Genomic DNA, 24,389 nt, shown 5'->3' with positions numbered 1-24,389 from the left:
CCGGGCCCCGCGGCTGTTGCACTCGGGGCCGGATCGCCTAGGCTTCTCCCATGCCGCCGGGGATCGCGCCGCAGAGCGCGACCCCGGCACCGAAAGGGAACAGGGGGGGAGAGAGCCCATGGTCGACAGTTCATCGAAGCTCACGCGCAATTCGATGGCCTTCGTGCTCGCCGGCGGGCGGGGCAGCAGGCTGAAGGAACTCACGGACCGGCGCGCGAAACCCGCGGTCTATTTCGGCGGCAAGACGCGGATCATCGACTTCGCGTTGTCCAACGCGCTGAACTCGGGCATCCGAAAGATGGCGGTCGCAACGCAATACAAGGCGCATTCGCTGATCCGCCATTGCCAGCGCGGCTGGAACTTCTTTCGCGCCGAGCGCAACGAATATCTCGACATCCTGCCCGCGAGCCAGCGCGTCGACGAGCACCAGTGGTATCTCGGCACCGCCGACGCGGTGACCCAGAACATCGACATCGTGGACAGCTACCAGGTCGATTACGTCCTGATCCTTGCGGGCGACCACGTCTACAAGATGGATTACGAACACATGATCCGCCAGCACGCCGAAAGCGGCGCGGACGTCACCGTGGGCTGCCTGACGGTCCCGCGCGAGGAAGCGTCGGCCTTCGGGGTCATGGCGGTCGATGGCAGGGACCGGATCACCAGTTTCCTCGAAAAGCCGGACGATCCGCCGGGAACGCCCGACGACCCCACCGTGGCGCTCGCCTCGATGGGCATCTACGTCTTTTCGTGGCCCTTCCTGCGCGACCTGCTGATCCGCGATGCCGGCGATCCGAACTCCAGCCACGATTTCGGCAAGGACATCATCCCCGACATCGTGAAGAACGGGAAGGCGATGGCGCACCGCTTCACCGACAGCTGCGTGCGCAACGGGCCGGAGGCCACGGCCTACTGGCGCGACGTCGGCACGGTCGACGCCTTCTGGAAGGCCAATATCGACCTGACGAACTTCGCGCCAGAGCTGGACCTTTGGGACAAGGACTGGCCGATCTGGACCTATTCCGAATCCGTGCCGCCAGCGAAGTTCATCCACGACGAGAAGAACCGGCGCGGCTCGGCGGTCAGTTCGCTGGTGTCGGGCGGCTGCATCGTCTCGGGCACCGAGATCCGCCAGTCGCTCCTGTTCACGATGGTTCACACCAACAGTTTCGCCACGCTCGATCAGGCGGTCGTGCTGCCTTACGCCAACATCGCGCGCCATGCGCGGCTGACGAAGGTGGTGATCGACCGCGGCGTGCACATCCCCGAGGGCCTCGTCGTGGGCGAAGACCCCGTCGAGGACGCGCGGTGGTTCCGCGTGACCGAGGGCGGCGTCACGCTGATCACGCAGGACATGCTCGACCGGCGGGCGGCGTCCACAGGATGAAGGTTCTTTCGGTCGCCTCGGAATGCGTGCCCTTCGTCAAGACGGGCGGGCTTGCCGACGTCGTGGGCGCCCTGCCGCGCGTCATGGGCGGGCAGGGGGTGGACATGCGCGTCCTTCTGCCCGGCTATCCGCGCGTCATGGAGGCCATCGGCGCGGATGGCGGCCGCACCGTGATGGAGGACGAGACGCTGTTCGGCGGACAGGGCCGCGTGATCCGCGCGCGCGCCCGGCAGGTGGAGCTTCTGGTGCTGGACGCGCCGCATCTCTACGACCGCGAGGGCTCGCCCTATCTCGGTCCCGACGGGCGCGACTGGCCCGACAACCCCGAGCGTTTCGCGGCCCTGAGCTGGATGGCGGCGCGCATCGCCAAGGAGGGCGTGGAGGGCTGGCGCCCGGACGTCGTGCACGGCCACGACTGGCAGGCGGGGCTCGCGCCCTACTACCTCGCCAAGCACGGCTGCGACGTGCCGACCGTTCTCACCGTGCACAACATCGCCTTCCACGGCGCGGCGCCCGCGGGACGGCTGACCGCGCTGAGGCTCGATCCGGTGGACTTCGTGCAGGAGGGCGGCTTCGAGTTCTATGGCGGGATCAACGCGCTGAAGGCGGGGCTGATCTGGTCGGACCGGATCACGACCGTCTCCCCGACCTACGCGCGCGAACTGACCCGTCCCGAGTTCGGCGCCGGCCTCGACGGGGTCATAAGGACGCGGGCCGGGCGGCTATCGGGCATCCTGAACGGCATCGATACCGACGCGTGGAACCCCGCCACCGATCCCGCGCTGTCGTCGCGCTACCGCACCCCGCGCGGCAAGGCCAAGAACCGCGCCGCCCTGCGCGAGGAGTTCGGCCTGCCGAGGGCGAAGGGGCCGCTGGCCTGCGTGGTCTCGCGGCTGACCGAGCAGAAGGGTCTCGACCTCCTTCTCCAAAGCCTTCCCGCGCTCTTGGAACGCGGCGGCCAACTGGTGCTTCTTGGCGCCGGCGATGTCGCGCTGGAACGCGCGTGGCGCACGGCCGCCGAAGCTCATGCCGGCGTCGCGGTCCATATCGGCTATGACGAAGCCATGGCGCACCGGCTCATCGCGGGCGCCGATGCGATCCTCGTGCCCTCGCGCTTCGAACCCTGCGGCCTGACCCAGCTTTACGCGCTGCGCTACGGGACGATCCCGCTGGTGGCGCTGACGGGGGGGCTCGCCGACACCGTCATCCCCGCCAGCCCCGCCGCGCTTGCCGCGGGCGCGAGCACGGGCGTGCAGGTGCACCCGCTGACCGCCGATACGCTGGCGCTGGGGCTGATGGACCTCTGCGCGCTGTTCGAAGATCGCGCGACCTGGGCGCGGATGCAGGACAACGCCATGGCGCAGCCCGTCGGCTGGGACACGTCGGCCGCCGCCTATGCGCGGCTCTATCGCGAGGTTGTCGAGGCGCAATGAACCCGTCCCTGATCATGCAGGAGGGCCGCGCCGCGCCGCTCGGCGCGACCTTCAACGGCGAGGGCGTGAACTTCGCCGTCTTCTCCGAACACGCGACGCGGATGACCGTGTGCCTGTTCTCGGAGGATGGGCGGAAGGAGACCCACAGGCTGGACCTTCCCGAATGCGATGGCCATGTCTGGCACGGCTACGTCTCGGGGCTGCGGCCGGGCCAGCGCTACGGGCTGCGCGCCGACGGGCCCTATGCGCCCCATCACGGCCACCGCTTCAACGCCAACAAGCTGCTTCTCGACCCCTACGCCAAGCGCATCACCGGCCATCCGCGCTGGCACGACGCGTTGATGGGCTACACCGTGGGCGACGCGCGCGCCGACCTCAGCTTCGACCGCCGCGACAGCGCGCCCTTCATGCCCCGTTGCGTGGTCGAGGACCCGAGCTTTTCGTGGGGCCGCCGCCGGCCGCGCACCCGCGCGGCCGAGACGATCATCTACGAGGCGCACGTCAAGGGCTTTACCCAGACCTTCGCGGGCGCGGAGCATCCCGGCACCTTCCTCGCACTCGGCTCGGACGCGGTGCTGGACTACCTCGTGGACCTCGGCATCACGGCGGTCGAGCTTCTGCCGGTGCAGTCGTTCCTGAACGACCGGTTCCTCGTGGAGAAGGGGCTGACGAACTTCTGGGGCTACCAGACGCTCGGCTTCTTCGCGCCGGACCCGCGCTACCTTCACGCGGGCCGGATCGCCGAGTTCCAGTACATGGTCGCGCGCCTGCACGCGGCGGGGATCGAGGTGATCCTCGACGTGGTCTACAACCACACCTGCGAGGGAAGCGAGATCGGCCCGACGCTGAGTTTCCGGGGCCTCGACAACCTGTCCTATTACCGCCTGACGCCCGACCGGCGCGGCTACGTCAACGACACCGGCACCGGCAACACGATCAACATGGACCACCCGATGGTCCTGCGCATGATCCTCGATTCCCTGCGCTACTGGGTGGAGGTGATGCACGTGGACGGCTTCCGCTTCGATCTTTGCGCCACGCTGGGGCGCACGGCGCGCGGCTTCGACCGGGGCGCGTCCTTCTTCGACGCGATCCGCGCCGACCCGGTCCTGAGCGACGTCAAGCTGATCGCCGAGCCTTGGGACATCGGGCCGGGCGGCTACCAGCTTGGCGCGTTCCCGCTTCCGTTCCAGGAATGGAACGACAAGTTCCGCGACGGCGTGCGCAGCTATTGGCGCGGCGACGAGGGGCATGTGCCGGTTCTGGCCGACCGGTTGAGCGGCTCGGCGACCCAGTTCGACCATTCGGGTCGGGCTGCGACCACGTCGGTAAACCTGCTGACCGCCCATGACGGTTTCACGCTCGTTGACGTCGTCTCCTACAACGAGCGCCACAACGAGGCCAACGGCGAGGGCAACCGCGACGGCCATGGCGAAAACTGCTCGGACAATTTCGGCGTGGAAGGTCCAAGCGACGACCCCGAGATCGCCGCCGCGCGCGCGCTGCGCCGCAGGAACATGATGGCCACGCTACTGTTGAGCCAGGGCACGCCGATGATCCTTGCGGGCGACGAGGTCGGCAACACGCAAGGCGGCAACAACAATGCCTACTGCCAGGACAACGAGACGGGCTGGATCGACTGGACAGATGCCGACGAGGATTTCCGCGCCTTCACCGCAGCGCTCATCGCCTTCCGCAAGAAACACCCGTCGCTCCGGCAGAAGCGCTTCCTGCACTCGCGCGAGCGTGCCCTCGACGGGATGGAAGACCTTTTCTGGTGGCACATGGAAGGCCGCCCGATGAGCCAGGAGGACTGGGACGACCCTGAGACGCGCGTCCTGTGCGCCGAGTTGCGCATGGCCTCGGGGACGCCGCCCTACGCCGAGCGCGAGGACGCGCTTTTCCTGGTGTTCAACGCGGGCGAGCAGGACGTGGCGGTGCAGCTTCCCGATCCGCCCGAGGGGATGGGCTGGAGCCTGTGCATCACGACCTCGGACGGCTGGTTCGGCGACGAGCCCGTAGGCCCGGCCATCGAGGTGGCGGGGCCGTCCGTCGCGGTCTGCGTGCTGGGGGGGCGGCATGTCTGATCCGCTCGAGGCGCTTGCGGCGCGGGCGGGCATCGTCGCGTCCTACACCGACCAGACCCGGAGGCGCCGGCGCACGGGGCGCGGCACGATGCGCGCGCTTCTTGCCGCCATGCGCCTTCCCGCGCGCACCGATGCCGAGGCGGCCGAGTGCCTCGCAGCGCTGGAGGCCGAGGCGGATGCGCGCGCGCTTCCCGAATGGACGGTACAGGAGCCCGGAATGCCCCCGCGCGGCCTTGTGCCCGAGGGCGCTTCGTGGCGGCTGGTGCGCGAGGACGGCACCACGGAAGAGGGGCGGGGCGACAGCCTTCCCGCACTTCCCCTGGGGCTGCACACGCTTGGCCTCGACGGGTCGGACTGCACCCTGATCGTCGCGCCGCGCCGCCTGCCGCTGCCGCGGTCTGTCTGGGGCATGATGCTGCCGCTCCACGCGCTGCGCCCCGCCCAGACCGGCGGCCTCGCCGATTACGACGACCTCGCGGCGGCGGCCGAGGGGCTGGCGGGGCAGGGCGCGGACTTCATCGGGCTGAACCCGATCCACGCGGGCTTCTTCGCCGATCCCGGCGCCTTCAGTCCCTACACGCCCTCCCACCGCCGCCGCCTCAGTGCGTTTCATGTGGCTGACGGCGCGCCGTCGGATCCGTCCGGGCCGCTCGTGGACTATGCCGTGGAAATTCCGCGCCGGCGCGCCGCGCTCGACGCGACCTTCGCAAGGTTCCGGGCCTCGGGCGGCGATCCCGCCTTCGACGCGTTCCGCGCCGGCGAGGGCGCCGCGCTGGAGCGGTTCGCGCTTCACCAGGCGTTGTCGGACCGACACGGACCCTACTGGCGCGACTGGCCGGCGGACCTGCACGATCCCGCGGGAGAGGCCGCTTCGCGCGCGGCGATCGAGCTTTCTGACGCCGTGTCGTTCCATGCCTGGGCGCAGTGGCGCGCGCATGACGGTCTTGCGCAGGCGAACGCGCAGGCGCGCGGCGCGGGCATGTCCATGGGGCTCTACCTCGACCTCGCCGTGGGCACGCATCCCTCCGGCGCCGAGACATGGGAGGATCGCGACAGCTTCGCCTTCGGCGCCTCGCTCGGCGCGCCGCCCGACGCGTTTTCTGCGGACGGGCAGTCCTGGGGTCTCGCGCCCTTCAACCCCCGCGCGCTGGTCGCGTCGGGCTTCCGCCCGCTGGCCGAGACCCTGCGCTGCCAGATGTCGCTGTCGGGCGCGGTGCGGATCGACCACATCCTCGGCTTCGACCGCGCCTTCTGGGCGCCCGAGCGCGGCGGACCCGGCGCCTACGTCCGGATGCCGCGCGAGGCGATGCTGGCCGTCGTGCGCCTGGAGGCGGCGCGCGCGGGCGCGGTCGTGGTGGGCGAGGATCTCGGCAACGTGCCGCGGGGCCTGCGCGGCGCGCTCGACGCGTCGGGCATCCTGGGCTGCAGGCTCCAGCTGTTCGAGCGGATGCCGACCAGAAAGCCCGCATTCCGTCCGCCGGGCCAATACGAGGCGAGGTCCATCGCCAGCTTCTCGACCCACGACCTGCCGACATGGCTGGGATGGCGGCGGGGCCACGACATCGAGGCGCGCGCCGCGCTGGGGCATATCGACCAGGACTTCGCCGCCGCCGAGATGGGCCGGCGCAAGGCCGAAGTCGCGGCATTCGACACCATGACGGCAAGGCTCGCGCCGGACGGAACGGACCCCGCCTCGGCCGACGCGATGCACCACGCGCTCGCGGCGGCGGGCTCGGCGCTGGCGATGGTGCAGGTGGAATGCGCCCTCGACATCGTTCCGCAGCCCAACCTGCCCGGCACGATCGACGAATACCCCAATTGGCGTCAGCGCCTGCCGGTCGCGCCCGACGCGCTGGCCGGGCACCCCGGCGTGAGGCGCGCCGCGCGCATCATGAAGGCGCGCGGCTGAGGGTCAGGCCGCGCGCGTGTAGACCAGCGCCATCGAATCCGTCAGAACGATCGGCCCTCCGACGTAGTCCGCCCCGATCGAGGGCGTCTGCAGCGCAAGCTTCCAACCCGTACCCTCGATGCCCTCCACCGGCAGCGACAGCGGCTCGATCTCGTGGGTTGGCTTGCCCTCCATGTGCGTGACCGAGAAGACCTGTTCGCCGTCGGGGCCATGGCGCAGCGAGGTGAAGATCGTGCGCCCCTCGATCGGTTCGACGTAGCCGAAGCGGTCCTTCGCCCCGTACCGGTCGCGCAGCCAGGGGCGCGCGCGGCGGAAGTTGCGTGTGGCGAGGCAGAAAGCCAGCTGCTCGTCGTCGAGCGAGGGGAAGGAGTTCGACACGTTGCAGTAGTCGTGCATGTCGTCCATCCACGCGCGCGAGATGTCCTTGAGGCTGCGCACGGTGAAATCGGGGCCGGCAAGCGGCGGCTCGGCCTTGTCGAGAAGGCGCGCGATCTCCTCGAGGTCGTATTCCGTGACCTCGACCAGCGCGGGCAGGAATTCGAGGAACCGCGCCAGCTCCGCCCGCGTCTCGAAGCCCATCTCTTTCAGCCGCCGGAAATTGCCGGGCACCGAGTAGGAATACTCGTCCACCTGCCACTTCAGGCTGATGGCCTCCTCGGACACGACCTTGACGCCGTACTTGTCGTCCTGGTTGCGGATGAACCCCCACGAGGCGCGGGCCATCGCGTTCAGGAAGTCCATCGGCACGCCGGGAAGGGCCACGTAGGTCAGCACGTGGACGGCGGGGTTGTCGTAGGCCTTGTCGAGGATTTCCATCTTGGTGCGCCCGAGCCGCGTGTTCACGTTGAGCTTGGGGTTGACCTGCGTGCCGCGCCTGAGCGTGTCGTGGTTCGAGGTGCCGGAGATCCAGTTCGCACCGACCTCCAGCGCCTCGCGGATGCGCCAGTATTTCGACAGCCAGAAGGTGTAGAGGAAAGGAGTGTTGTGCGCGAAGGTCAGCGGTCCCCACTGGAACACGTCGTCGTCGCGCTGCGCGTCGATCACCGCGCGGTAGGTCGAGGACAGTTCCCAGTCCTCCTCGGGCCAGGGGCGTCCGTCCTCGAAGATGAACCATGGCCGGTACTGCGTGCCCGCAACCTCCTGCACGATGTCGGACATGCTTTGCAGGTAGTCGTCGTCGTGACGCATGCATTGCGCGCCGGGGTCCCACCACTTGAAGTCCTGCGCGCCGTCCACGCGCACGGCGTCCGCGCCGAAGTTCACCTTGCGGCGCTGCATCTCCAGAAGGATCGCGCGCACCGCGGCGTTCTGGTAGTCGAGGTTCTGGCCGTACATGTTCGGCCCGGCGAAGAAGTGCTTGTTGAGCGCGCGAAGCCCCTGGTTGTCGGAATGGCCGAAGACCACGTCGAGGATCAGGCTCTTGGGCCTCGAGGGGAAGTTGTGCAGGACCGAGGCGAGGTCGACCAATTCGTCCGGGCGCCCGCTTTCTAGGAGCACGGGGTTCACCGTGGCCATGCCCGAGATCACGATGTCATAGCCCCAGTTGGTGGTGTCCGGCCTCAGGAGCGACACGCTCACGCTGTCGCTGTCGCCGGCCTCTTCCTGCCAGAAATCGGGGCCGGTCTCGTAGACGGTCGTGGGCTCGACGGGCAGAAGCTGGACGGCGTCGTAGCCGAGGAAAAGCTGGTCGGCGGGTTCCAGCGGCAGCTCGCGCGCCACCCTGTCGGCGAGGCGCTGGTAATGGCGCGTCAGGCTTGCCAGCGTGCCGCCCGCGGTCGCGGTGGGGACGTGGATCTGCAAGATGTTGACCGGCGGCCCGAACTTGTGCGGCGCGGGGCCCTTGAGCGCCTCGAAATAGGCGGCGTCGGCGCGGCCCGCCTGCATCGCGTCCACGTCGTAAAGCTCGGCCGGGGCCATGACGCCGAAGGGCAGGGACATCGCCAGCGGGTCGAGGATGCGGTGCCAGTTGTCCTCGGCGTCGCGCCATGCCAGCGCGTAGAACTCGCCCACGGTCTCGCGCGTGCCCGCGCGCATCCCCGTGACGGCGGTGAAGCAATGCGCCTCCTCCCGGATCACGGGGACCCAGGTGCGGTCGAAGGCCACCGTCTGGTGCGCCCGTGTCAGGTCGAGCGGCTCGCGCGGCGAGAGCACCTCGAGGAAGATGTCGCCCGAGGGCACGCGCGCGTCCAGAAGCTCGGGGGTCCAGAAGCCGAATATGGCGCAGTCCCCCTCGATCCGGGCGCCGAGGCGGCGCGCGATCAGGCGCTCGGCCTCGAAGCTCGTTTTGGCGTTGGTCAGCGCTGCGCGCGCGGCCTCGGCCTCGGCGCGGGCTTTTGGCTCGTTGAACTGGATACGGTCGGCCAGGGCCATGATGTCCCTCCTGGTTGGTCTTGTTTTCGTTTTGCCGCGTTGCGGGTCAGTCCTCGTGGACGAGGATCAGCGTCGAAAAGGGCGGCAGCGTCAGTTCGGCGCTCGATGCCTGCCCGTGGTGGGCCGGGCCGGCCGCATCGACCGCCCCCATGTTGCCACGTCCGCCGCCGCCATAGATGCCGGCGTCGGTGTTCAGTGCCTCGCGCCAGCGTCCCGCCGCCGGAAGCCCGACACGGTATCCGCGCCGCTCGACGGGCGTGAAGTTGCAGATGACGACGGCGTTCGGATCGTCCGGGCCACCGCGCCGGAGCCACGCATAGACCGAGCGCTCCGCGTCGTCGGCCTCGATCCACTGGAACCCGCCCGGATCGGCGTCCCCGACATGCAGCGCGGGCTCGGCGCGGTAGAGCGTGTTGAGGTCCCGCACGAGGCGACGGAGCCCTTCGTGACGCGGATCGTCGAGCGCGCCCCAGTCGATCTCGGCGTCATGGTTCCACTCGGCCTGCTGGCCGAATTCCTGACCCATGAAGAGAAGCTTCTTGCCGGGATGGCCCCACATGAAGCCGTAATAGGCGCGCAGGTTGGCGAATTTCTCGTCCGTGCCGCCCGGCATCCGCCCCAGCATCGAGCCCTTGCCATGCACCACCTCGTCATGGCTGACGGGCAGGATGAAGGTCTCGGAGAAGGCGTAGGTCAGCCCGAAGGTCATCTTGTGGTGATGGTGGCGCCGGTGCATCGGATCGTTCGCCATGTAGGCGAGCGTGTCGTTCATCCAGCCCATGTTCCACTTGTAGCCGAAGCCGAGGCCGCCCTCGTGCACCGGCGCCGAGACCTTGGGATAGGCGGTGCTTTCCTCGGCCACCGTCATGATGCCCGGCGCGGCGCCGTAGGTGGCGGCGTTCATCTCGCGCAGCATCGCGATGGCCTCGTAATTTTCGCGCCCGCCATCCTTGTTCGGCACCCATTCGCCGTCCGCTCGCGAATAGTCGCGGTAGAGCATCGAGGCCACGGCATCCACGCGCAGCCCATCGGCGTGGTATTCCTCCAGCCAGTAGAGCGCGTTGGAGACGAGGAAGTTCTTAACCTCGGTGCGCCCGTAATTGTAGATCAGCGTGTTCCAGTCCTGGTGGAAGCCCTCGCGCGGGTCGGCGTGTTCGTAAAGCGGGGTGCCGTCGAACCTCCCGAGGCCATGGGGGTCGGTGGGGAAATGCCCCGGCACCCAATCGAGGATGACGCCGAGGCCCCTGTCGTGCGCCGCCGCCACGAGGTCGCGGAATTCGTGCGGGGGCCCATGCCTCACGGTGGGCGCGAACAGACCCACCGGCTGGTAGCCCCACGATCCGTCGAAGGGATGCTCGCTGATCGGCAGAAGCTCGATATGCGTGAAGCCCATGTCCGCGGCATAGTCCACCAGTTCGCGTGCCGCCTCGACATAGGAGATGGGCCGCCCGTCTTGCTTCCGCCGCCACGACGCGAGGTGCACCTCGTAGATCGAGATCGGCGCGGTGCGCGCGTTTCGGCCCGCGCGCGTCTCCATCCATGCGTCGTCCGACCAGCCGTAGCCCGAGATGTCCCGCACCACCGAGGCGTTCTTCGGCGGATGCTGAGAGCCGTAGCCGGCCGGGTCCGCCTTGAGCGGCTGAAGCTCTCCGTCGGCTCCTAGGATCTCGTACTTGTAGGCGATCCCCTCGCCGAGGCCGGGCAGGAACAGCTCCCACAATCCGGTCGCGCCGCGCTTGCGCATGACGTGCCGTCGCCCGTCCCAGAGGTTGAACTCGCCCACCACCGACACGCGCGCCGCGTTGGGGGCCCAGACCGCGAAATGGATACCGGCGACGCCCTGATGCTCCATGACGTGCGCGCCGAGCGCGTGCCACAGCCGGTGGTGCGTCCCTTCCGCGAACAGATGCTCGTCCAGCTCGCCGAGGACAGGGCCGAAGCGGTAGGGGTCGTCGAAATCCCATTCGCTTCCGTCGGCGGCGCGCGCATGAAGGCGGTAGGGGCCCTCGCCCGGCACGGGGCCGCGGAACAGGCCTGCGCGCCCGGCCACCGGCGCCAGCGTGTGGTCGGCCTCGCCCACGCGGGCGGCCAGCATGTCGGCGCCGGGCTGGAACGCGGTCACATGGCGGATCCCGTCCACCTCGTGCGGGCCGAGGATCGCGAAGGGATCGCCGTTCTTGCCGGAGACAAGGCGCGCGGTCGCGTCGGACGGGGCAGGGGCGTCGGCCTGCGCGTTGGGGAAATGCTGCATGTCCCGAACCCTAGCGGTTCTCGCCCGGAGTTCAACGCCCCCGCCCAAGCCGCGCTTCGGGCGGCAGGCGGATCGCCGCCGCGCGCGTCTTTCGCCGGGTCCTTGTGAATGACCGGTTTCCTGCCGGGCCGCCTCGCCCTATCAAGTCGTCATGGCAATCCTGACCGTGACCCTGAACCCCGCCCTCGACCTCGAGACCCGCACGCCCGAGCTTGCCCCCGGCCGCAAGCTGCGCTGCAGCCCGCCGCGCCGCGATCCCGGCGGCGGCGGGATCAACGTCGCCCGCGCCGTCGCGATCCTCGGCGGCGAGGCGACGGCGGCGGTGGCCGCAGGCGGACCGATCGGCGAGGACCTGCTGGCGCGCCTCGTGCGGCCCGGAATTTCCGTGGCCAAGCTTCGCGCCCCCGGCGACACGCGCGAGAACCTGTCCGTGATCGAGGAGCGGACGGGCGCTCAATACCGCTTCATCTTTCCCGGCCCGACCTGGAGCGGCGCGGACCTGGAGGAGGCGGAGGCGATGCTGCGCCCGCTGGTCGGAGCGGGCGATCTGGTCGTGCTGTCGGGCTCGCTGCCGCCAGGGCTTCCGCCCGCCTCGCTGGTCGAACTTGCGCGTGTCATCATGAGCGCCGGCGGCTCGGTCGTCTGCGACACCTCGGGCCCGGCCCTCGCCGCGATCGCGGCCGCGGGTCTTGGGCTGAAGATGCTGCGCATGGACAGCGACGAGGCCGAGGAACTGACGGGCCGCGACCACCCGAAGATCGCCGACAGCGTGGAGGCGGCGGCGGATCTCGTGGCGTCGGGCGCCGCCGAGATCGCGATCCTCGCGCGCGGGGCAGAGGGATCCGTCCTCGTGACAGCAACCGAACGCTGGTTCGCGCCCGCGGCCGTTGTGCCGGTGGTCTCCGTCACCGGCGCGGGCGACAGCTTCGTCGCCGGATCGACGCTTGCGCTGTCGCGCGGCATGGCGCTCGACGATGTGCTGCGCTGGGGCGTGACGGCCGCCAGCGCCGCCGTCACCACCGAGGCGACGGAGCTATGCGACCGGTCGGTGTTCCACAGGCTCCTGCCGGATTGCGTGGCCACGCGGACCTGACGGCGCGGGCCCGTGGCCGCGTTTGCCGCCAAGGGATCCCGCCGAAAGGAAACGGGGCGCGGCCCGCTCGCGCATGGCCGCGCCCCGCTTCGGTTGTCGCGCGATTGGTCACTCGGCGGCGGCGCGCCTTGGCAGGACCCAGCCGGGGCGCGGATAGTGGCAGGTGTACCCGTGCGGCAGGCGCTGCAGGTAATCCTGGTGCTCGGGCTCGGCCTCCCAGAAATCGCCGACCGGCTCGACCTCGGTGACGACACGGCCAGGCCAGATGCCCGACGCCTCCACATCAGCGATCGTCTCGAGGGCGCAGGCCTTCTGCGCCTCGTCCACGTAGTAGATCGCCGAGCGATAGCTCATGCCGATGTCGTTGCCCTGCCGGTTTCTCGTGGTCGGATCGTGGATCTGGAAGAAGAACTCCAGCAGGTCGCGGTAGCTGATCACCTCGGGGTCGAACACGATCTCGATCCCCTCGGCGTGGGTGCCGTGGTTGCGGTAGGTCGCGTTCGGCACGTCGCCGCCGGTATAGCCCACGCGGGTCGAGATCACGCCGGGCTTGTGGCGGATCAACTCCTGCATTCCCCAGAAACAGCCACCCGCAAGGACAGCGCGTTCGGTTCGGTCGCTCATGCCAGATCCTCCACCTGATCGAGATAATCCGCGTAGCCCTCTGCCTCCATGTCGTCGCGATGCACGAAGCGGAGCGAGGCGGAATTGATGCAGTATCGCAGCCCGCCGCGGTCGCGCGGCCCATCGGGAAAGACATGGCCGAGGTGGCTGTCGCCATGGGCCGAGCGCACTTCGGTGCGGATCATGCCGAGGCTGAGGTCTCGCTTTTCGGCCACGTTGGCGGGCTCGAGCGGCTTGACGAAGCTGGGCCAGCCGCAGCCGGACTCGTACTTGTCAGACGAGGCGAAAAGCGGCTCGCCCGAGACCACGTCGACGTAGATGCCCGGCTCCTTGTTGTGCAGGTATTCACCCGTTCCCGGCCGCTCGGTCGCGTCCTGCTGGGTGACGCGGAACTGCTCGGGCGTCAGCCTGGCGATCGCCTCGGGGTCCTTGGTGTAGTTGCGCATGTGCGTCGGCTCCTTCGTCGTTGATCTGAATATGGAGACGACAGGCGCGAAGTCCAATCACGTCCGGTCGATCCGCCGCTCGATCCGGGCGCCGGTCCGGCCGGGGTCGGTGAAATGCGAAAGGCCCCGCGTCACGGGGCCCTTGTGTCTCGATGCGATGGAACCGGGCGGCGGCGGCGTGGTTGTCCGCTCAGCCACCCCAGGTGCGGACCGGACCGCAGTCCATGTGGACGAAGTTCGACCGCGAGTAGCGGCCGACACCGCCGGCGTTGCAGGCGCGCGCCGCGCTGTACATCTGGCCGACGCTCCGCGACTGCATCTGCACGTCCGCGGCCTGCCCCTGGAGGTGAAGCGAATTGCGCGCGACGCCCGACGAGCGGCGGCGCAGAAGCGCGTTGGTCGAAGGGCTCCGGTAGCCCGAAAGGAGGGTGTAGGGTTCGTCCGTCTCCATGAGGCGGTGCGCCGCGGTCAGGATGTCGACGGTCCGCGCGTCGATGCTGTGCACGGTGTTGTCGCGCCAGTCGCGGAAGAAATAGTTGATCTCCTCGAGGGCGGGGGCGATGTAGTCGCCCTCGATCCAGTAGATCATGTCGAGGCTTTCGCCCGCCCGTCCGTTGTACATCTGGATGCGCCTGATGTCGCCGGCGCCCCTGAGAAATCCCGTCGCATTCGCCATGACGGGGGCCGCAGCCACTGTTGTCGCGGCGAACGCGCGCAGGAGCGCCCGCCGTGAAATGGTCCTGTCCGACATGTATCGATCGCCTCTGTTCCGCCAGTTCGTTATCGGCGCACACCGCTTTTCCGCGGCTCTTTTCGTGCACCCCATCCCCGCAGGCACGATGCAGGCATGCCACATGTGAAAACCTTCCGGTAGTGTCGACACGACGCATCCGCGGTAAACGGGAAAAATCGGCGGGATTTCGCCCATATAATGCCCTTGAGCAGGCCAGATCCTGCGTTACTTCTCGGCACCGCCGCCGCGATTTCCGGGCCACCGGGGGTGCGGTGGGGATTTCGATGACGTATCGGATACCGCAACAAGGCTGCAAAAACGTGAATGGACAGGACGGCCCTTTTGCATTGAAATTGTTCAAGGGATCCAATCGGCGGCGGCAACGTTGATGACCGGGAAAAAAGGAAGAGGGATCATGAGTTCCAGTTTCGTGCGCGCTTCGTTCGCGGCCTTCGCGCTTGCCGTGGCGCCGATCACCGTATCGGGACTGCTGCCCGCGCCGGTCGAGGCGCAGACCTTCTCGGCGCTGCGGCAGGCCATCGCCGAGGCGTCAGCCGGAGACGAGCGCCTGGCGGCCTTCTACCGCGCGCAGGACTTCCACCCGATCTGGACCTCGTCCGAAGCGGTCGAAAGGCGCTCGGCGCTGATCGCGGCGCTCGAGGGGGCGGACGTGCACGGCCTTCCGGCAGACGCCTACGACATCGGCGCGCTGCGCGCGGCCTTCGCGCAGGCCACGAACCCCTGGGCGCGCGGGCAGGCCGACGTGATGGCGACGCGCATGTTCCTTCGCTACGCACAGGACGTGCACGGGGGCTTCCTCGATCCCGGCGACATCATCCCCGACATCTTCCAGGATCGCCCCCGGCAGGACCCGCTCGAGCTTCTGACCGGGTTCATGGAGGCCAATCCCCATGCCTTCATGGCGACGCTTCCGCCGCAGGATCCGGCCTATGCGCGCCTGATGCGCATGAAGCTGCACCTCGAGGACCTTGCGCGCGCGGGCGGCTACGGCCCCACGATCGAGGCCGGAAGCCTGCGTCCGGGCGACGCCGGTCCCGCGGTCGTGGCGTTGCGCAACCGGCTGATTGCGATGGGCTACCTCGACCGCTCGGTCACCGCCGAATACGACGCGCGCCTGCAGGCGGCCGTCGTGGAATTCCAGATCGACAACGGCATCGCGCCGGACGGCATCGCCGGCGCCGACACGATCCGGGCGGCCAACCGCTCGGTCGAGGATCACTGGAACGACGTCGTGCTCCACATGGAGCGGCAGCGCTGGCTGAACGACGGCGAGGTGCATGACCGCCTGATCTTCGTCAACCTGGCCGATTTCCACGTCCGCGTGATCGACGAGGGCGAGACCACCTTCGTGACGCGCTCGGTCGTGGGCGCGCGGGACCGGCAGACGCCCGAGTTCTCCGACGAGATGGAACACATGGTCATCAACCCCAGCTGGTATGTCCCGCGCTCGATCGCGCAGCGGTCCTACATCGGCAACATCCTCGCGGGCGGCAGCACCTACATGCAGCTTCTGGCGAACGGCAGGCCGGTCAGCCGGGCCTCCGTGGACATGAGCCAGTATACCGTCACCAACTTCCCCTTCGACCTGCGCCAGCCGCCGGGACCCAGCAACGCGCTCGGCTCGGTCAAGTTCATGTTCCCCAACCGGCACGCGATCTACCTGCACGACACGCCCGAGCAATACCTGATGGACCGCGAGGTCCGCGCGTTCTCGTCGGGATGCATCCGCCTCGATGATCCGCACGAATTCGCCTATCACCTGCTCGAGCGCCAGACGGACGACCCGGTCGGCCTGTTCCAGCGCATTCTCGGCACCGGCCAGGAAACGCAGCTGAACCTCGAGGAACACATCCCTGTCCACCTGACCTACTGGACGGCGTGGGTGGACGACGAGGGCGGGCTGAACTTCCGCGACGACATCTATGGACGGAACGCGCGCCTCGGGCAGGCGATCCGCGCCATGGGGGTGGTCATGCCGGACGCGTCGAGCTAATCGGGTCCCCGCTGGCACAGGCGGGGGCGGCATGACGGGTCATTCGATCAGCGACATCGCGGCGGCGCTCGGGGCAGAGGCCCTTGGGGCTGCCGACCTCGTGATATCGGGCGTGTCCGAGCCCGCGACGGCCGGGCCCGACGACCTCGCGCTTGCCATGACGCCGCGCTACGCCGACGACCTGCCAAAGGGCCGGGCGCGCGCGGCGCTGATCGGCGGGGCCATGGACTGGCGGGCCCTGGGCCTGGAGGCGGCCATCGTGGCGCCGCGGCCGCGCTACGCGCTCGCCGGGATCACGGCAGCGATGGACACAGGCCCCGCGATCGCGCAGGGCGCCCACGCCACGGCAGTGATCGACCCGTCCGCGCAGATCGGGCCGGGCGCGCATGTCGGCCCGTTCACCGTCATCGGCGCGGACGTGGTGATCGGGCAGGGCGCGCGCATCGCGGCGCATGTCACCATCGGCGAGGGTGCGCGGATCGGAGACGATGCGCTCATCCATCCCGGCGCGCGGATCGGGGCGCGGGTGCGTATCGGCCACCGCGTCATCGTGCAGCCGGGCGCGGTTCTGGGCGGAGACGGCTTTTCCTTCGTCACGCCCGAGAAATCCCGCGTCGAGGCGGCGCGCGAAAGCCTCGGCCGGGACGACGCGGGCGCTGGCGGCCAAAGCTGGACGCGGATCCATTCGCTCGGCTCGGTCGTGATCGGCGACGACGTCGAGATCGGCGCCAACGCCGCCATCGACCGGGGCACCATCGCCGACACGGTGATCGGCGACGGCACCAAGATCGACAACCTCGTCCACATCGGCCACAACTGCCGCATCGGGCGCGACTGCCTGCTGTGCGGGCAGGTGGGGTTCGCGGGATCGGCGGTCGTGGGCGACCGGGTGGTGCTCGGCGGGCAATGCGGCGTCTCCGACAACATCGAGATCGGCTCGGACGTGGTCGCCGCGGGCGCCACCAAGATATACTCCAACGTGCCGGCGGGACGGATGCTCATGGGAAGCCCCGCCGTCCGGATGGACACGCATGTGGAGATGTACAAGGCCTTGCGCCGGCTGCCGCGCCTGGCTCGCACCGTCGCGGAGTTGCAGAAAGCCGTTTTCAAGCCGGACCGGACACCTTAAGTGACGCGCCAGAAGCGTCGGGAGGTGTGACGATGGGCGAAAGCGTCAGGGACAGGGTGATCGCCATCATCGCCGAGCAGGCGGTGCTGGAGCCGGGCGACGTGTCCATGGACGCGACGCTGGAAGACCTCGGCATCGACAGCCTCGGCCTCGTGGAATCGATTTTCGCGATCGAGGAAGCCTTCGACATCCAGGTGCCGTTCAACGCCAACGAACCCGAGGCGAGCGACTTCGACATTTCCTCGGTCGCGGCCATCGTGCGCGCGGTGGAGGCGCTGGTCGCCGGGCAGAAATCCTCATGACCGGCCGCCGATGAAACGTGTCGTCATCACCGGACAGGGCACGATCAACGCGCTCGGCCACGACGTGCCGCAGACCCTCGAGGCGATGCGGGAGGGGCGTTGCGGGATCGGGCCGCTGGAGCTGCGCGACGTGGAGCGGCTGTCGGTGCGGATTGGCGGGCAGGTCACGGGCTACGATCCCGAGGCGCTTTTCAACCGCCAGCAGATCGCGCTTTACGACCGGTTCACCCAGTTCACGCTGATCGCGGCGCGACAGGCGCTCGGCGGGTCGGGCCTGAGCTTCGCGGGCGATCTCGCCGCGCGCTCGGGGGTCGTCCTCGGCACGGCGGGCGGCGGCGTGAACACCTGGGACGAAAACTACCGCTCCGTCTACGAGGAGGGGAAGAACCGCGTCCATCCCTTCGTCGTGCCCAAGCTGATGAACAACGCCGCCGCGAGCCACGTCTCGATGGAGTGGAACCTCAAGGGGCCGTCCTTCTCGGTCGCGACGGCCTGCGCCTCGTCGAACCACGCGATGGGCCTCGCCTTCCAGCTGATCCGGGGCGGCGGCGCGGACGTCATGGTGACGGGCGGCTCGGAGGCGATGCTGTCCTTCGGCGGCATCAAGGCCTGGGAGGGCCTGCGCGTCATGTCCAAGGACGCATGCCGCCCGTTCAGCGCGAACCGCAACGGGATGGTGCAGGGCGAGGGCGCGGCGGTCTTCGTCTTCGAGGAATACGAGCACGCGAAGGCGCGCGGCGCCGAGATCCTCGCCGAGGTCGTGGGCTTCGCGATGACGTCCGACGCTGCCGACATCGTCATGCCCTCGCAGCAGGGCGCGGCGCGCGCGATCACCGGCGCGCTGAAGGATGCGCGGCTCGACCCCTCGGCCATCGGCTACATCAACGCCCACGGCACCGGCACCGCGGCGAACGACAAGGTCGAATGCGCCGCCGTCGCGAACGCCTTCGGCCATCATGCGGACGAGCTGATGATCTCGTCCACGAAGTCGATGCACGGCCACCTGATCGGTGGCACCGGCGCGGTCGAGTTGCTGGCCTGCATCATGGCGCTGCGCGACGGGATCATCGCGCCCACCATCGGCTACGAGGAGCCCGATCCCGAATGCGCGCTCGACGTGGTGCCGAACGAGGCGCGCGAGGCGAAGGTCGAGGCGGTGCTGTCGAACGCCTTCGCCTTCGGCGGCCTCAACGCGGTGCTCGCCCTGCGCGCGGCGCCCTGAGGCGCCCGGAACGCGAACGGCCCGCCTTGAGGGGCGGGCCGTCCTGATGTCACGCCAATGTCGGCTTCACTCGGTCTGGGCGTCCTCGGTGGAGGCGGCGCCTTCGGCCCGCGCCGCCGCGATCGCCTCGGCGAAGGGTGCGTGACGCTCCTGCAGGGCCTCGTAGGCGGCCGTGAAGCCGCGCAGCGATGCGGTCAGCGGAACCGGAACGCCCCCGATCTCGCCCACGTCGCCGCGAACCAGCGCGAAGATCTCGAGGAAGACGTCTCCGCCGGCCCGGAAGGCCGCGACGTTGTTCTCGTTGAGCGGGATCCGCGCGAGGCAGCCCGAGGGCTCGCACAGCGTGAACGGAATGCCCGCAACCTCGCCCTCGTCGATACGGAGCCGCACGCCCGGCGCGAGCAGCGTCTCGATCGGCGTCACGATGACGGCGGCCGCGACCTGCTCCTCGGCGAGGGCAAGCGGCACGTTCACGCGGAACACCGCCACGGGGTTGTCCTCGTCGTCGAGCAGAAGCTGGAACATCTCGCAGCGCTCAGGCGCGCCCGGCTCGGCGGCGGCGATGCAGCGAAGTTCCCAGTCGGTGAAGCTCCCGGCCACATAGGCTTCGCCCGGCTGCGGCTCGGTGGCCGCCTCCTGCGCGGCGGCGGCGAGCGGCAGGCCCAGCAGCGCGGCCACGGCGGCGGCGGGGCGGATGAGGTGCAAGATCTGGCGCATGTGTTCGTCTCTTCCTGATGGTCTTGCCTGTAAACGACGCCTGTCGCTACCACGAAGATCGCCGCCTGTCAGGGGCGAATTCCCCGCCTCCGCCGCGCTTGCGTGCGGATCTCCGCCGGGGCTGCGCGCGCCGCTCGGGGTTGGAAAAGCGGTGGCGCGCGGGAGGTATCGGGGAGCCAAAAAGCGAAAGGGTCCGACAAGCGGACCCTTTGCATTTTTTCTCTCCCTGTCGGACTGGCCGACTTTCTGGAGGGGACGCTACGGCAGCTTTCATCATGCGTCAACGACCAATTTCGGGCCGTCCGCGACGTCCGTTCGAGGGCGCCGCAAGCGGTGGACGCGCCATGAAAAAGGCCGCGTCCGGGGGGGGGCGGACGCGGCCAGTCGACAGGGAGGAAGTCGGCCCCGAAGACCAGCGTGGCCAGGACCGAAACCCACACTGGCGCAAACAGGTTAAGATTGTATTTTCGTTCCGGGATGCCGGCAGCGGGTCGGCGCGGAAGGACCGGGTGACGATCATGGACGAGGGCAGGGACGCGGGCATCTTCATCGGCGGGGGCGGCCCGGACTACGCCACGCCACAGCATCTTTTGCCGGCCTACGCGAACCGGCACGGCCTGATCGCGGGCGCCACGGGAACCGGCAAGACCGTCACGCTTCAGATCCTCGCCGAAAGCTTCTCGGCGCGGGGCGTGCCGGTCTTCCTGTCCGACGTGAAGGGCGATCTGTCGGGGCTCGGCGCATCGGGCAGCGCCGAGGCGAAGCTGCACGGCGCCTTCACGGAGCGCGCGGGCCGCATCGGGTTCGCCGACTACGCCTATCGCGCCTTCCCGGTGACGTTCTGGGACCTCTTCGGCGCCAAGGGCCATCCGGTGCGCACGACCGTCAGCGAGATGGGGCCGCTTCTGCTTGCGCGCCTCCTGGAGCTGTCCGAGGCGCAGGAGGGGGTTCTGAACATCGCCTTCCGCGTCGCCGACGAACAGGGGCTCGCGCTTCTGGACCTGAAGGACCTGCAGGCCCTTCTGGTGTGGGTCGGGCAGAACAGGCAGGACCTGTCGCTGCGCTACGGCAACGTGGCGACGGCCTCGATCGGAGCGATCCAGCGGCGGCTCATGGTGCTGGAGGGGCAGGGGGGCGACCGCCTTTTCGGCGAGCCTGCGCTGGAGCTTGGCGATCTTTTCCTTGCCGACGATGCGGGGCTTGGGCGGATCAACATCCTCGCGGCCGACACGCTGATGCAGAGCCCGCGCCTTTATGCGACGTTCCTTCTGTGGCTCCTGTCCGAGCTGTTCGAGACGCTGCCCGAGGTCGGCAACCCCGACAAGCCCAAGCTCGTCTTCTTCTTCGACGAGGCGCACCTTCTGTTCGACGACGCGCCCAAGGCGCTGGTGGACAAGGTCGAACAGGTGGCCCGTCTGATCCGCTCCAAGGGGGTGGGCGTCTACTTCGTCACGCAGAACCCCGCGGACGTGCCCGAGGACATCCTCGGGCAGCTCGGAAACCGGGTCCAGCACGCGCTGCGGGCGTTCACGGCCAAGGACCAGCGCGAGCTGCGTCAGGCGGCGCAGAACTACCGCGCCAACCCCGCCTTCGACATCGAGGATGCGATCCGCGAGGTGGGCACCGGCGAGGCCGTCACCTCGATGCTCGAGCGCAAGGGCGTTCCGGGCGTGGCCGAGCGCACGCTGATCCGCCCGCCCTCGTCGCAGCTCGGGCCGATCGCCGATGCGACGCGCGCCGAGCTGATGGGCCTGTCGCCCGTGGCGGGCAAGTACGACGCGCCCGTGGACCGTGAAAGCGCCTTCGAGATCCTCCGCGCGCGCGCCGAGCAGGCTGCGCGCGAGGCCGAGGCGGCAGCGGTCGCGGCTGGTCCCGAGGCCGAGGCGCCCGCAGCGCGCGAGTTCAACGCCGCGCGCCGCTACTCGGGCACGCGCGCTGGCGGCTCGACCGCGCGCAGCGGGGTGTCGCGCGGCGGGTCGTCGCGATCCGACAGCGTGGCGCAGACCTTCGCCAAGAGCTTCGCGCGCCAGCTCGGCACGAAATCTGGACAGGCCCTCGTGCGCGGCGTCCTCGGCGGGATCTTCCGCGGGCGGTGAGGCCCGCAAGCGCGGAACCCAGGCGACGCCCTGCGCGTTGGCCGTAGGCCCGACCGCACCCCCGACCGTATCCGATGCGCCCCACTGACGCATCCACTTGGCCCGGCATCGCAACAGGCATATCATCGCCGTCATGATCGTAGAACTCGGACACTTCGCGCTGATCCTCGCCTTCATGGTGGCGATCTTCCAGATGATCGTGCCCCTGGTGGGCGCGGCCCAGAACCGGCCCTCATGGATGGCTGTCGCGGAGCCCGCGGCGACCACGCAGTTCCTTCTGACCGCCTTCAGTTTCGCGGCGCTGACCTACGCGTTCGTGACCTCGGACTTCTCGCTCAGCCTCGTCATCGCGAACTCGCACACCGCCAAGCCGCTTCTCTACAAGATCACCGGCGTCTGGGGGAACCACGAGGGCTCGCTGCTTCTGTGGGTCCTGATCCTGACGCTCTTCGGGGCCTGCGCCGCGTGGTTCGGGCAGAACCTGCCGCCGACGCTCAAGGCGCGCGTGCTCGCCGTGCAGTCTTCGGTCGCAGCGGCGTTCTTCGCCTTCATCCTGTTCACCTCGAACCCGTTCCTGCGCGTCGCGCAGCCGCCCTTCGACGGGCAGGACCTGAACCCGCTTTTGCAGGACCCTGGCCTCGCGTTCCACCCGCCGTTCCTCTACCTCGGCTATGTCGGCCTTTCGATGGCCTTCTCCTTCGCCGTCGCCGCCCTGATCGAGGGGCGCGTCGACGCCGCGTGGGGCCGCTGGGTGCGGCCATGGACGCTTGCGGCATGGGTGTTCCTGACCATCGGCATCGGCCTCGGGTCGTGGTGGGCCTATTACGAGCTTGGCTGGGGCGGGTTCTGGTTCTGGGATCCGGTCGAGAACGCCTCGTTCATGCCGTGGCTCATAGCGGCCGCGCTCCTCCATTCGGCCATCGTGGTGGAAAAGCGCGAGGCCCTGAAGTCTTGGACCATCCTCCTTGCGATCCTCGCCTTCGGCTTCTCCCTCATCGGGACGTTCATTGTCCGATCGGGCGTCCTGACCTCGGTTCACGCCTTCGCCAACGACCCCGAGCGCGGCGTCTTCATCCTGATGATCCTCGGCGTCTTCATGGGCGGCGCACTGCTTCTTTTCGCGCTGCGCGCAGGCGCGATGGAGGCCAAGGGCGTCTTTTCGACCGTCAGCCGCGAGTCCGGCCTCGTGGTGAACAACCTGCTTCTCGCGGTCTCCACCTTCGTGGTTTTCATCGGCACGATCTGGCCGCTGATCGCCGAGATGTTCTTCGACCGGACGCTGTCGGTGGGGCCGCCCTTCTTCAACGCGGCCTTCACGCCCTTCGTCTTCGCGCTTGCCGTGGCGCTGCCCATCGGGGCGATGCTGCCGTGGAAGCGCGCGGGCCTCGACCGGCCGTTGCGCGCGCTGGTGCCCGCGCTCGTCCTCGCGCTGGCCTGCGGCCTCCTGGCCTGGGCCATGTTCACCGGCCACTCGGCGCTTGCGCCCATCGGCGTCAGCCTGTCGGTCTGGCTGGTGGCGGGCGCGATGGTCGATCTGTGGTCCCGCACCGGCCGCGGAGGCGTCGCGGGCCGCCTGTCTCGCATGACCCGCCTGCCTCGCGCCGACTGGGGCAAGACGGTCGCCCATGCCGGGCTCGGCGTCACGATGTTCGGTGTCGTGGCCCTGACCGGCTACCAGGTCGAGGACATCCGCGTCGCACAGGAGGGGCAGGCCTACCGCGTCGGAGCCTACGAGGTCGAACTTGTCCGCGTGGACGAGAACGTGCGCGGCCCGAACTTCATATCGACGATCGCCACGATCGACGTGCGCGAGGCTGATGGCGGGCGCCTCGTCGCGAGCCTGACGCCCGAGCGGCGCATCTACCCTGTCGCCGGAATGCCCACGACCGAAGCCGGGATCGACAACGGCTTCACGCGCGATGTCTACGTCACGCTGGGCGATCCGCAGGACAATGGCGGCTGGGCCGTCAGGACGTGGATCAAGCCCTTCGCCAACTGGATCTGGGGCGGCACGATCATCATGGCGCTTGGCGGGACGCTCAGCCTGTCGGACCGTCGCTACCGGGTCGCCGCGGGCGCGGGCAAGGCCGCCCCGCCCCAAGGGGTGCCCGCGGAATGAGGTGGCTCGCCGCAGCCCTTCTGGCGCTGTCGCTGGCGACGCCGTCCTTCGCCGTTCAGCCCGACGAGGTGCTCGGCGATCCCGTCCTCGAGGAGCGTGCCCGCGATATCTCGGGCGGGCTTCGCTGCCTCGTGTGCCGAAACGAGTCCATCGACGAATCGAACGCGGAGCTCGCCCGTGACCTCCGGATACTGGTGCGCGAGCGCCTCATGGAGGGCGACACGAACGACGAGGTGGTCTCCTACATCGTCGACCGCTACGGCGAATACGTCCTTCTGCGTCCGCCGATGCAGGGCTCCACAATCGCGCTCTGGCTGGCGGCGCCGGTTCTTCTGCTGCTCGGCCTTGGCCTGTCGGCCGTCTACATCCGTCGCCGGGGCCGCGCCGAAGCGCCGACGGAAACCGCGCTGACCGAGGACGAGACCGCGCGGCTTCGCGAAATCCTGCGCGAGTGACG

18 protein-coding genes are annotated in these 24,389 nt (G+C 69.1%); 12 read left to right on the top strand and 6 right to left on the bottom strand.

Annotated elements, in window-relative coordinates:
- Positions 1–118 precede the first annotated feature (118 nt).
- Genes glgC through P6F26_RS10590 form a run of 4 tightly spaced genes read left to right on the top strand, consistent with a single transcriptional unit; the run spans position 119 to position 6,816 of the window.
- Complete coding sequence (gene glgC, locus P6F26_RS10605; RefSeq protein ID WP_278028658.1) at positions 119–1,387, top strand: glucose-1-phosphate adenylyltransferase; 1,269 nt, start codon at positions 119–121, stop codon at positions 1,385–1,387.
- Positions 1,384–2,820 (top strand): glycogen synthase GlgA, encoded by a 1,437-nt coding sequence (glgA, locus tag P6F26_RS10600; protein WP_278028657.1) that lies wholly within the window; start codon positions 1,384–1,386, stop codon positions 2,818–2,820. The genes glgC and glgA overlap by 4 nt, the downstream gene beginning before the upstream one ends.
- A complete protein-coding gene (gene glgX / locus P6F26_RS10595; RefSeq protein ID WP_278028656.1) occupies positions 2,817–4,907 on the top strand; it encodes a glycogen debranching protein GlgX in 2,091 nt (696 codons plus the stop codon). The genes glgA and glgX overlap by 4 nt, the downstream gene beginning before the upstream one ends.
- Complete coding sequence (locus P6F26_RS10590; RefSeq protein WP_278028655.1) at positions 4,900–6,816, top strand: 4-alpha-glucanotransferase; 1,917 nt, start codon at positions 4,900–4,902, stop codon at positions 6,814–6,816. The genes glgX and P6F26_RS10590 overlap by 8 nt, the downstream gene beginning before the upstream one ends.
- Before the next feature lie 3 nt (positions 6,817–6,819).
- Here the strand turns inward: P6F26_RS10590 and gghA are convergent, their stop codons facing one another.
- Positions 6,820–9,186 (bottom strand): glucosylglycerol hydrolase, encoded by a 2,367-nt coding sequence (gghA, locus tag P6F26_RS10585; RefSeq protein ID WP_278028654.1) that lies wholly within the window; start codon positions 9,184–9,186, stop codon positions 6,820–6,822.
- Between the two features lie 46 nt (positions 9,187–9,232).
- On the bottom strand, positions 9,233–11,437 hold the full coding sequence (gene glgB, locus P6F26_RS10580) for a 1,4-alpha-glucan branching protein GlgB (protein ID WP_278028653.1): 2,205 nt from the start codon (positions 11,435–11,437) through the stop codon (positions 9,233–9,235).
- Between the two features lie 151 nt (positions 11,438–11,588).
- Here glgB and P6F26_RS10575 point away from each other — a divergent pair, with 151 nt between their 5' ends.
- The gene (locus P6F26_RS10575) at positions 11,589–12,530 is read left to right on the top strand and encodes a 1-phosphofructokinase family hexose kinase (protein WP_278028652.1); all 942 of its coding nucleotides are present in this window, start codon (positions 11,589–11,591) and stop codon (positions 12,528–12,530) included.
- Positions 12,531–12,638: 108 nt separating this feature from the next.
- Here the strand turns inward: P6F26_RS10575 and msrA are convergent, their stop codons facing one another.
- The 3 genes from msrA to mepK all read right to left on the bottom strand — a co-directional run bounded on the left by msrA (position 12,639) and on the right by mepK (position 14,351).
- Entirely contained in the window at positions 12,639–13,154 is a 516-nt protein-coding gene (gene msrA, locus P6F26_RS10570) for a peptide-methionine (S)-S-oxide reductase MsrA (RefSeq protein WP_278028651.1), read from the bottom strand.
- Positions 13,151–13,600 (bottom strand): peptide-methionine (R)-S-oxide reductase MsrB, encoded by a 450-nt coding sequence (gene msrB / locus P6F26_RS10565; RefSeq protein ID WP_278028650.1) that lies wholly within the window; start codon positions 13,598–13,600, stop codon positions 13,151–13,153. Before msrB ends, msrA begins: the two co-directional genes overlap by 4 nt.
- Positions 13,601–13,790: 190 nt before the next feature.
- Positions 13,791–14,351 carry a peptidoglycan L,D-endopeptidase MepK gene (gene mepK / locus P6F26_RS10560; protein WP_278028649.1) on the bottom strand — a complete coding sequence of 187 codons (561 nt, stop codon included), beginning with the start codon at positions 14,349–14,351 and terminating at the stop codon, positions 13,791–13,793.
- A 397-nt stretch (positions 14,352–14,748) separates the two neighbouring features.
- On the opposite strand from mepK, the gene P6F26_RS10555 reads away from it, so the two are divergent.
- The 4 genes from P6F26_RS10555 to P6F26_RS10540 are packed head-to-tail and all read left to right on the top strand — an operon-like array spanning position 14,749 to position 19,000.
- The gene (locus tag P6F26_RS10555) at positions 14,749–16,347 is read left to right on the top strand and encodes a L,D-transpeptidase family protein (RefSeq protein WP_278028648.1); all 1,599 of its coding nucleotides are present in this window, start codon (positions 14,749–14,751) and stop codon (positions 16,345–16,347) included.
- Between the two features lie 31 nt (positions 16,348–16,378).
- Positions 16,379–17,476, top strand: coding sequence for a UDP-3-O-(3-hydroxymyristoyl)glucosamine N-acyltransferase (gene lpxD, locus P6F26_RS10550; RefSeq protein WP_278028647.1), 1,098 nt, complete (start codon positions 16,379–16,381; stop codon positions 17,474–17,476).
- 32 nt (positions 17,477–17,508) lie between these two features.
- Positions 17,509–17,778, top strand: coding sequence for an acyl carrier protein (locus tag P6F26_RS10545; RefSeq protein WP_278028646.1), 270 nt, complete (start codon positions 17,509–17,511; stop codon positions 17,776–17,778).
- Positions 17,779–17,788: 10 nt separating this feature from the next.
- Positions 17,789–19,000 (top strand): beta-ketoacyl-[acyl-carrier-protein] synthase family protein, encoded by a 1,212-nt coding sequence (locus P6F26_RS10540; RefSeq protein WP_278028645.1) that lies wholly within the window; start codon positions 17,789–17,791, stop codon positions 18,998–19,000.
- Between the two features lie 66 nt (positions 19,001–19,066).
- Here the strand turns inward: P6F26_RS10540 and P6F26_RS10535 are convergent, their stop codons facing one another.
- A complete protein-coding gene (locus tag P6F26_RS10535; protein ID WP_278028644.1) occupies positions 19,067–19,717 on the bottom strand; it encodes an invasion associated locus B family protein in 651 nt (216 codons plus the stop codon).
- Positions 19,718–20,235: 518 nt separating this feature from the next.
- Between P6F26_RS10535 and P6F26_RS10530 the strand changes: the two genes are divergently transcribed.
- From P6F26_RS10530 to P6F26_RS10520, 3 genes are all read left to right on the top strand, one after another.
- Positions 20,236–21,813, top strand: coding sequence for a helicase HerA-like domain-containing protein (locus tag P6F26_RS10530; protein ID WP_278028643.1), 1,578 nt, complete (start codon positions 20,236–20,238; stop codon positions 21,811–21,813).
- A 133-nt stretch (positions 21,814–21,946) separates the two neighbouring features.
- A complete protein-coding gene (locus P6F26_RS10525) occupies positions 21,947–23,932 on the top strand; it encodes a heme lyase CcmF/NrfE family subunit (protein ID WP_278028642.1) in 1,986 nt (661 codons plus the stop codon).
- The gene (locus tag P6F26_RS10520) at positions 23,929–24,387 is read left to right on the top strand and encodes a cytochrome c-type biogenesis protein (RefSeq protein ID WP_278028641.1); all 459 of its coding nucleotides are present in this window, start codon (positions 23,929–23,931) and stop codon (positions 24,385–24,387) included. The genes P6F26_RS10525 and P6F26_RS10520 overlap by 4 nt, the downstream gene beginning before the upstream one ends.
- Positions 24,388–24,389 lie beyond the last annotated feature (2 nt).

The sequence above is a fragment of the Roseicyclus salinarum genome (assembly GCF_029624655.1).
Taxonomy (GTDB): Bacteria; Pseudomonadota; Alphaproteobacteria; order Rhodobacterales; family Rhodobacteraceae; genus Roseibacterium; species Roseibacterium salinarum.
The sequence above is the reverse complement of the archived record's forward strand: the minus strand, read 5'-3'. Positions and strand labels throughout refer to the sequence as shown.

What these genes read in the sequence shown, in the direction of transcription:
- glgA (WP_278028657.1), top strand. Translation starts at nt 1,384, where the DNA reads ATGAAGGTTCTTTCGGTCGCCTCGGAATGCGTGCCCTTCGTCAAGACG.
- P6F26_RS10545 (WP_278028646.1), top strand. Translation starts at nt 17,509, where the DNA reads ATGGGCGAAAGCGTCAGGGACAGGGTGATCGCCATCATCGCCGAGCAG.
- P6F26_RS10525 (WP_278028642.1), top strand. Translation starts at nt 21,947, where the DNA reads ATGATCGTAGAACTCGGACACTTCGCGCTGATCCTCGCCTTCATGGTG.
- mepK (WP_278028649.1), bottom strand. Translation starts at nt 14,351, where the DNA reads ATGTCGGACAGGACCATTTCACGGCGGGCGCTCCTGCGCGCGTTCGCC.
- P6F26_RS10540 (WP_278028645.1), top strand. Translation starts at nt 17,789, where the DNA reads ATGAAACGTGTCGTCATCACCGGACAGGGCACGATCAACGCGCTCGGC.
- P6F26_RS10590 (WP_278028655.1), top strand. Translation starts at nt 4,900, where the DNA reads ATGTCTGATCCGCTCGAGGCGCTTGCGGCGCGGGCGGGCATCGTCGCG.
- P6F26_RS10535 (WP_278028644.1), bottom strand. Translation starts at nt 19,717, where the DNA reads ATGCGCCAGATCTTGCACCTCATCCGCCCCGCCGCCGCCGTGGCCGCG.
- msrB (WP_278028650.1), bottom strand. Translation starts at nt 13,600, where the DNA reads ATGCGCAACTACACCAAGGACCCCGAGGCGATCGCCAGGCTGACGCCC.
- P6F26_RS10520 (WP_278028641.1), top strand. Translation starts at nt 23,929, where the DNA reads ATGAGGTGGCTCGCCGCAGCCCTTCTGGCGCTGTCGCTGGCGACGCCG.
- msrA (WP_278028651.1), bottom strand. Translation starts at nt 13,154, where the DNA reads ATGAGCGACCGAACCGAACGCGCTGTCCTTGCGGGTGGCTGTTTCTGG.
- lpxD (WP_278028647.1), top strand. Translation starts at nt 16,379, where the DNA reads ATGACGGGTCATTCGATCAGCGACATCGCGGCGGCGCTCGGGGCAGAG.
- glgB (WP_278028653.1), bottom strand. Translation starts at nt 11,437, where the DNA reads ATGCAGCATTTCCCCAACGCGCAGGCCGACGCCCCTGCCCCGTCCGAC.
- glgC (WP_278028658.1), top strand. Translation starts at nt 119, where the DNA reads ATGGTCGACAGTTCATCGAAGCTCACGCGCAATTCGATGGCCTTCGTG.
- glgX (WP_278028656.1), top strand. Translation starts at nt 2,817, where the DNA reads ATGAACCCGTCCCTGATCATGCAGGAGGGCCGCGCCGCGCCGCTCGGC.
- P6F26_RS10530 (WP_278028643.1), top strand. Translation starts at nt 20,236, where the DNA reads ATGGACGAGGGCAGGGACGCGGGCATCTTCATCGGCGGGGGCGGCCCG.
- P6F26_RS10555 (WP_278028648.1), top strand. Translation starts at nt 14,749, where the DNA reads ATGAGTTCCAGTTTCGTGCGCGCTTCGTTCGCGGCCTTCGCGCTTGCC.
- gghA (WP_278028654.1), bottom strand. Translation starts at nt 9,186, where the DNA reads ATGGCCCTGGCCGACCGTATCCAGTTCAACGAGCCAAAAGCCCGCGCC.
- P6F26_RS10575 (WP_278028652.1), top strand. Translation starts at nt 11,589, where the DNA reads ATGGCAATCCTGACCGTGACCCTGAACCCCGCCCTCGACCTCGAGACC.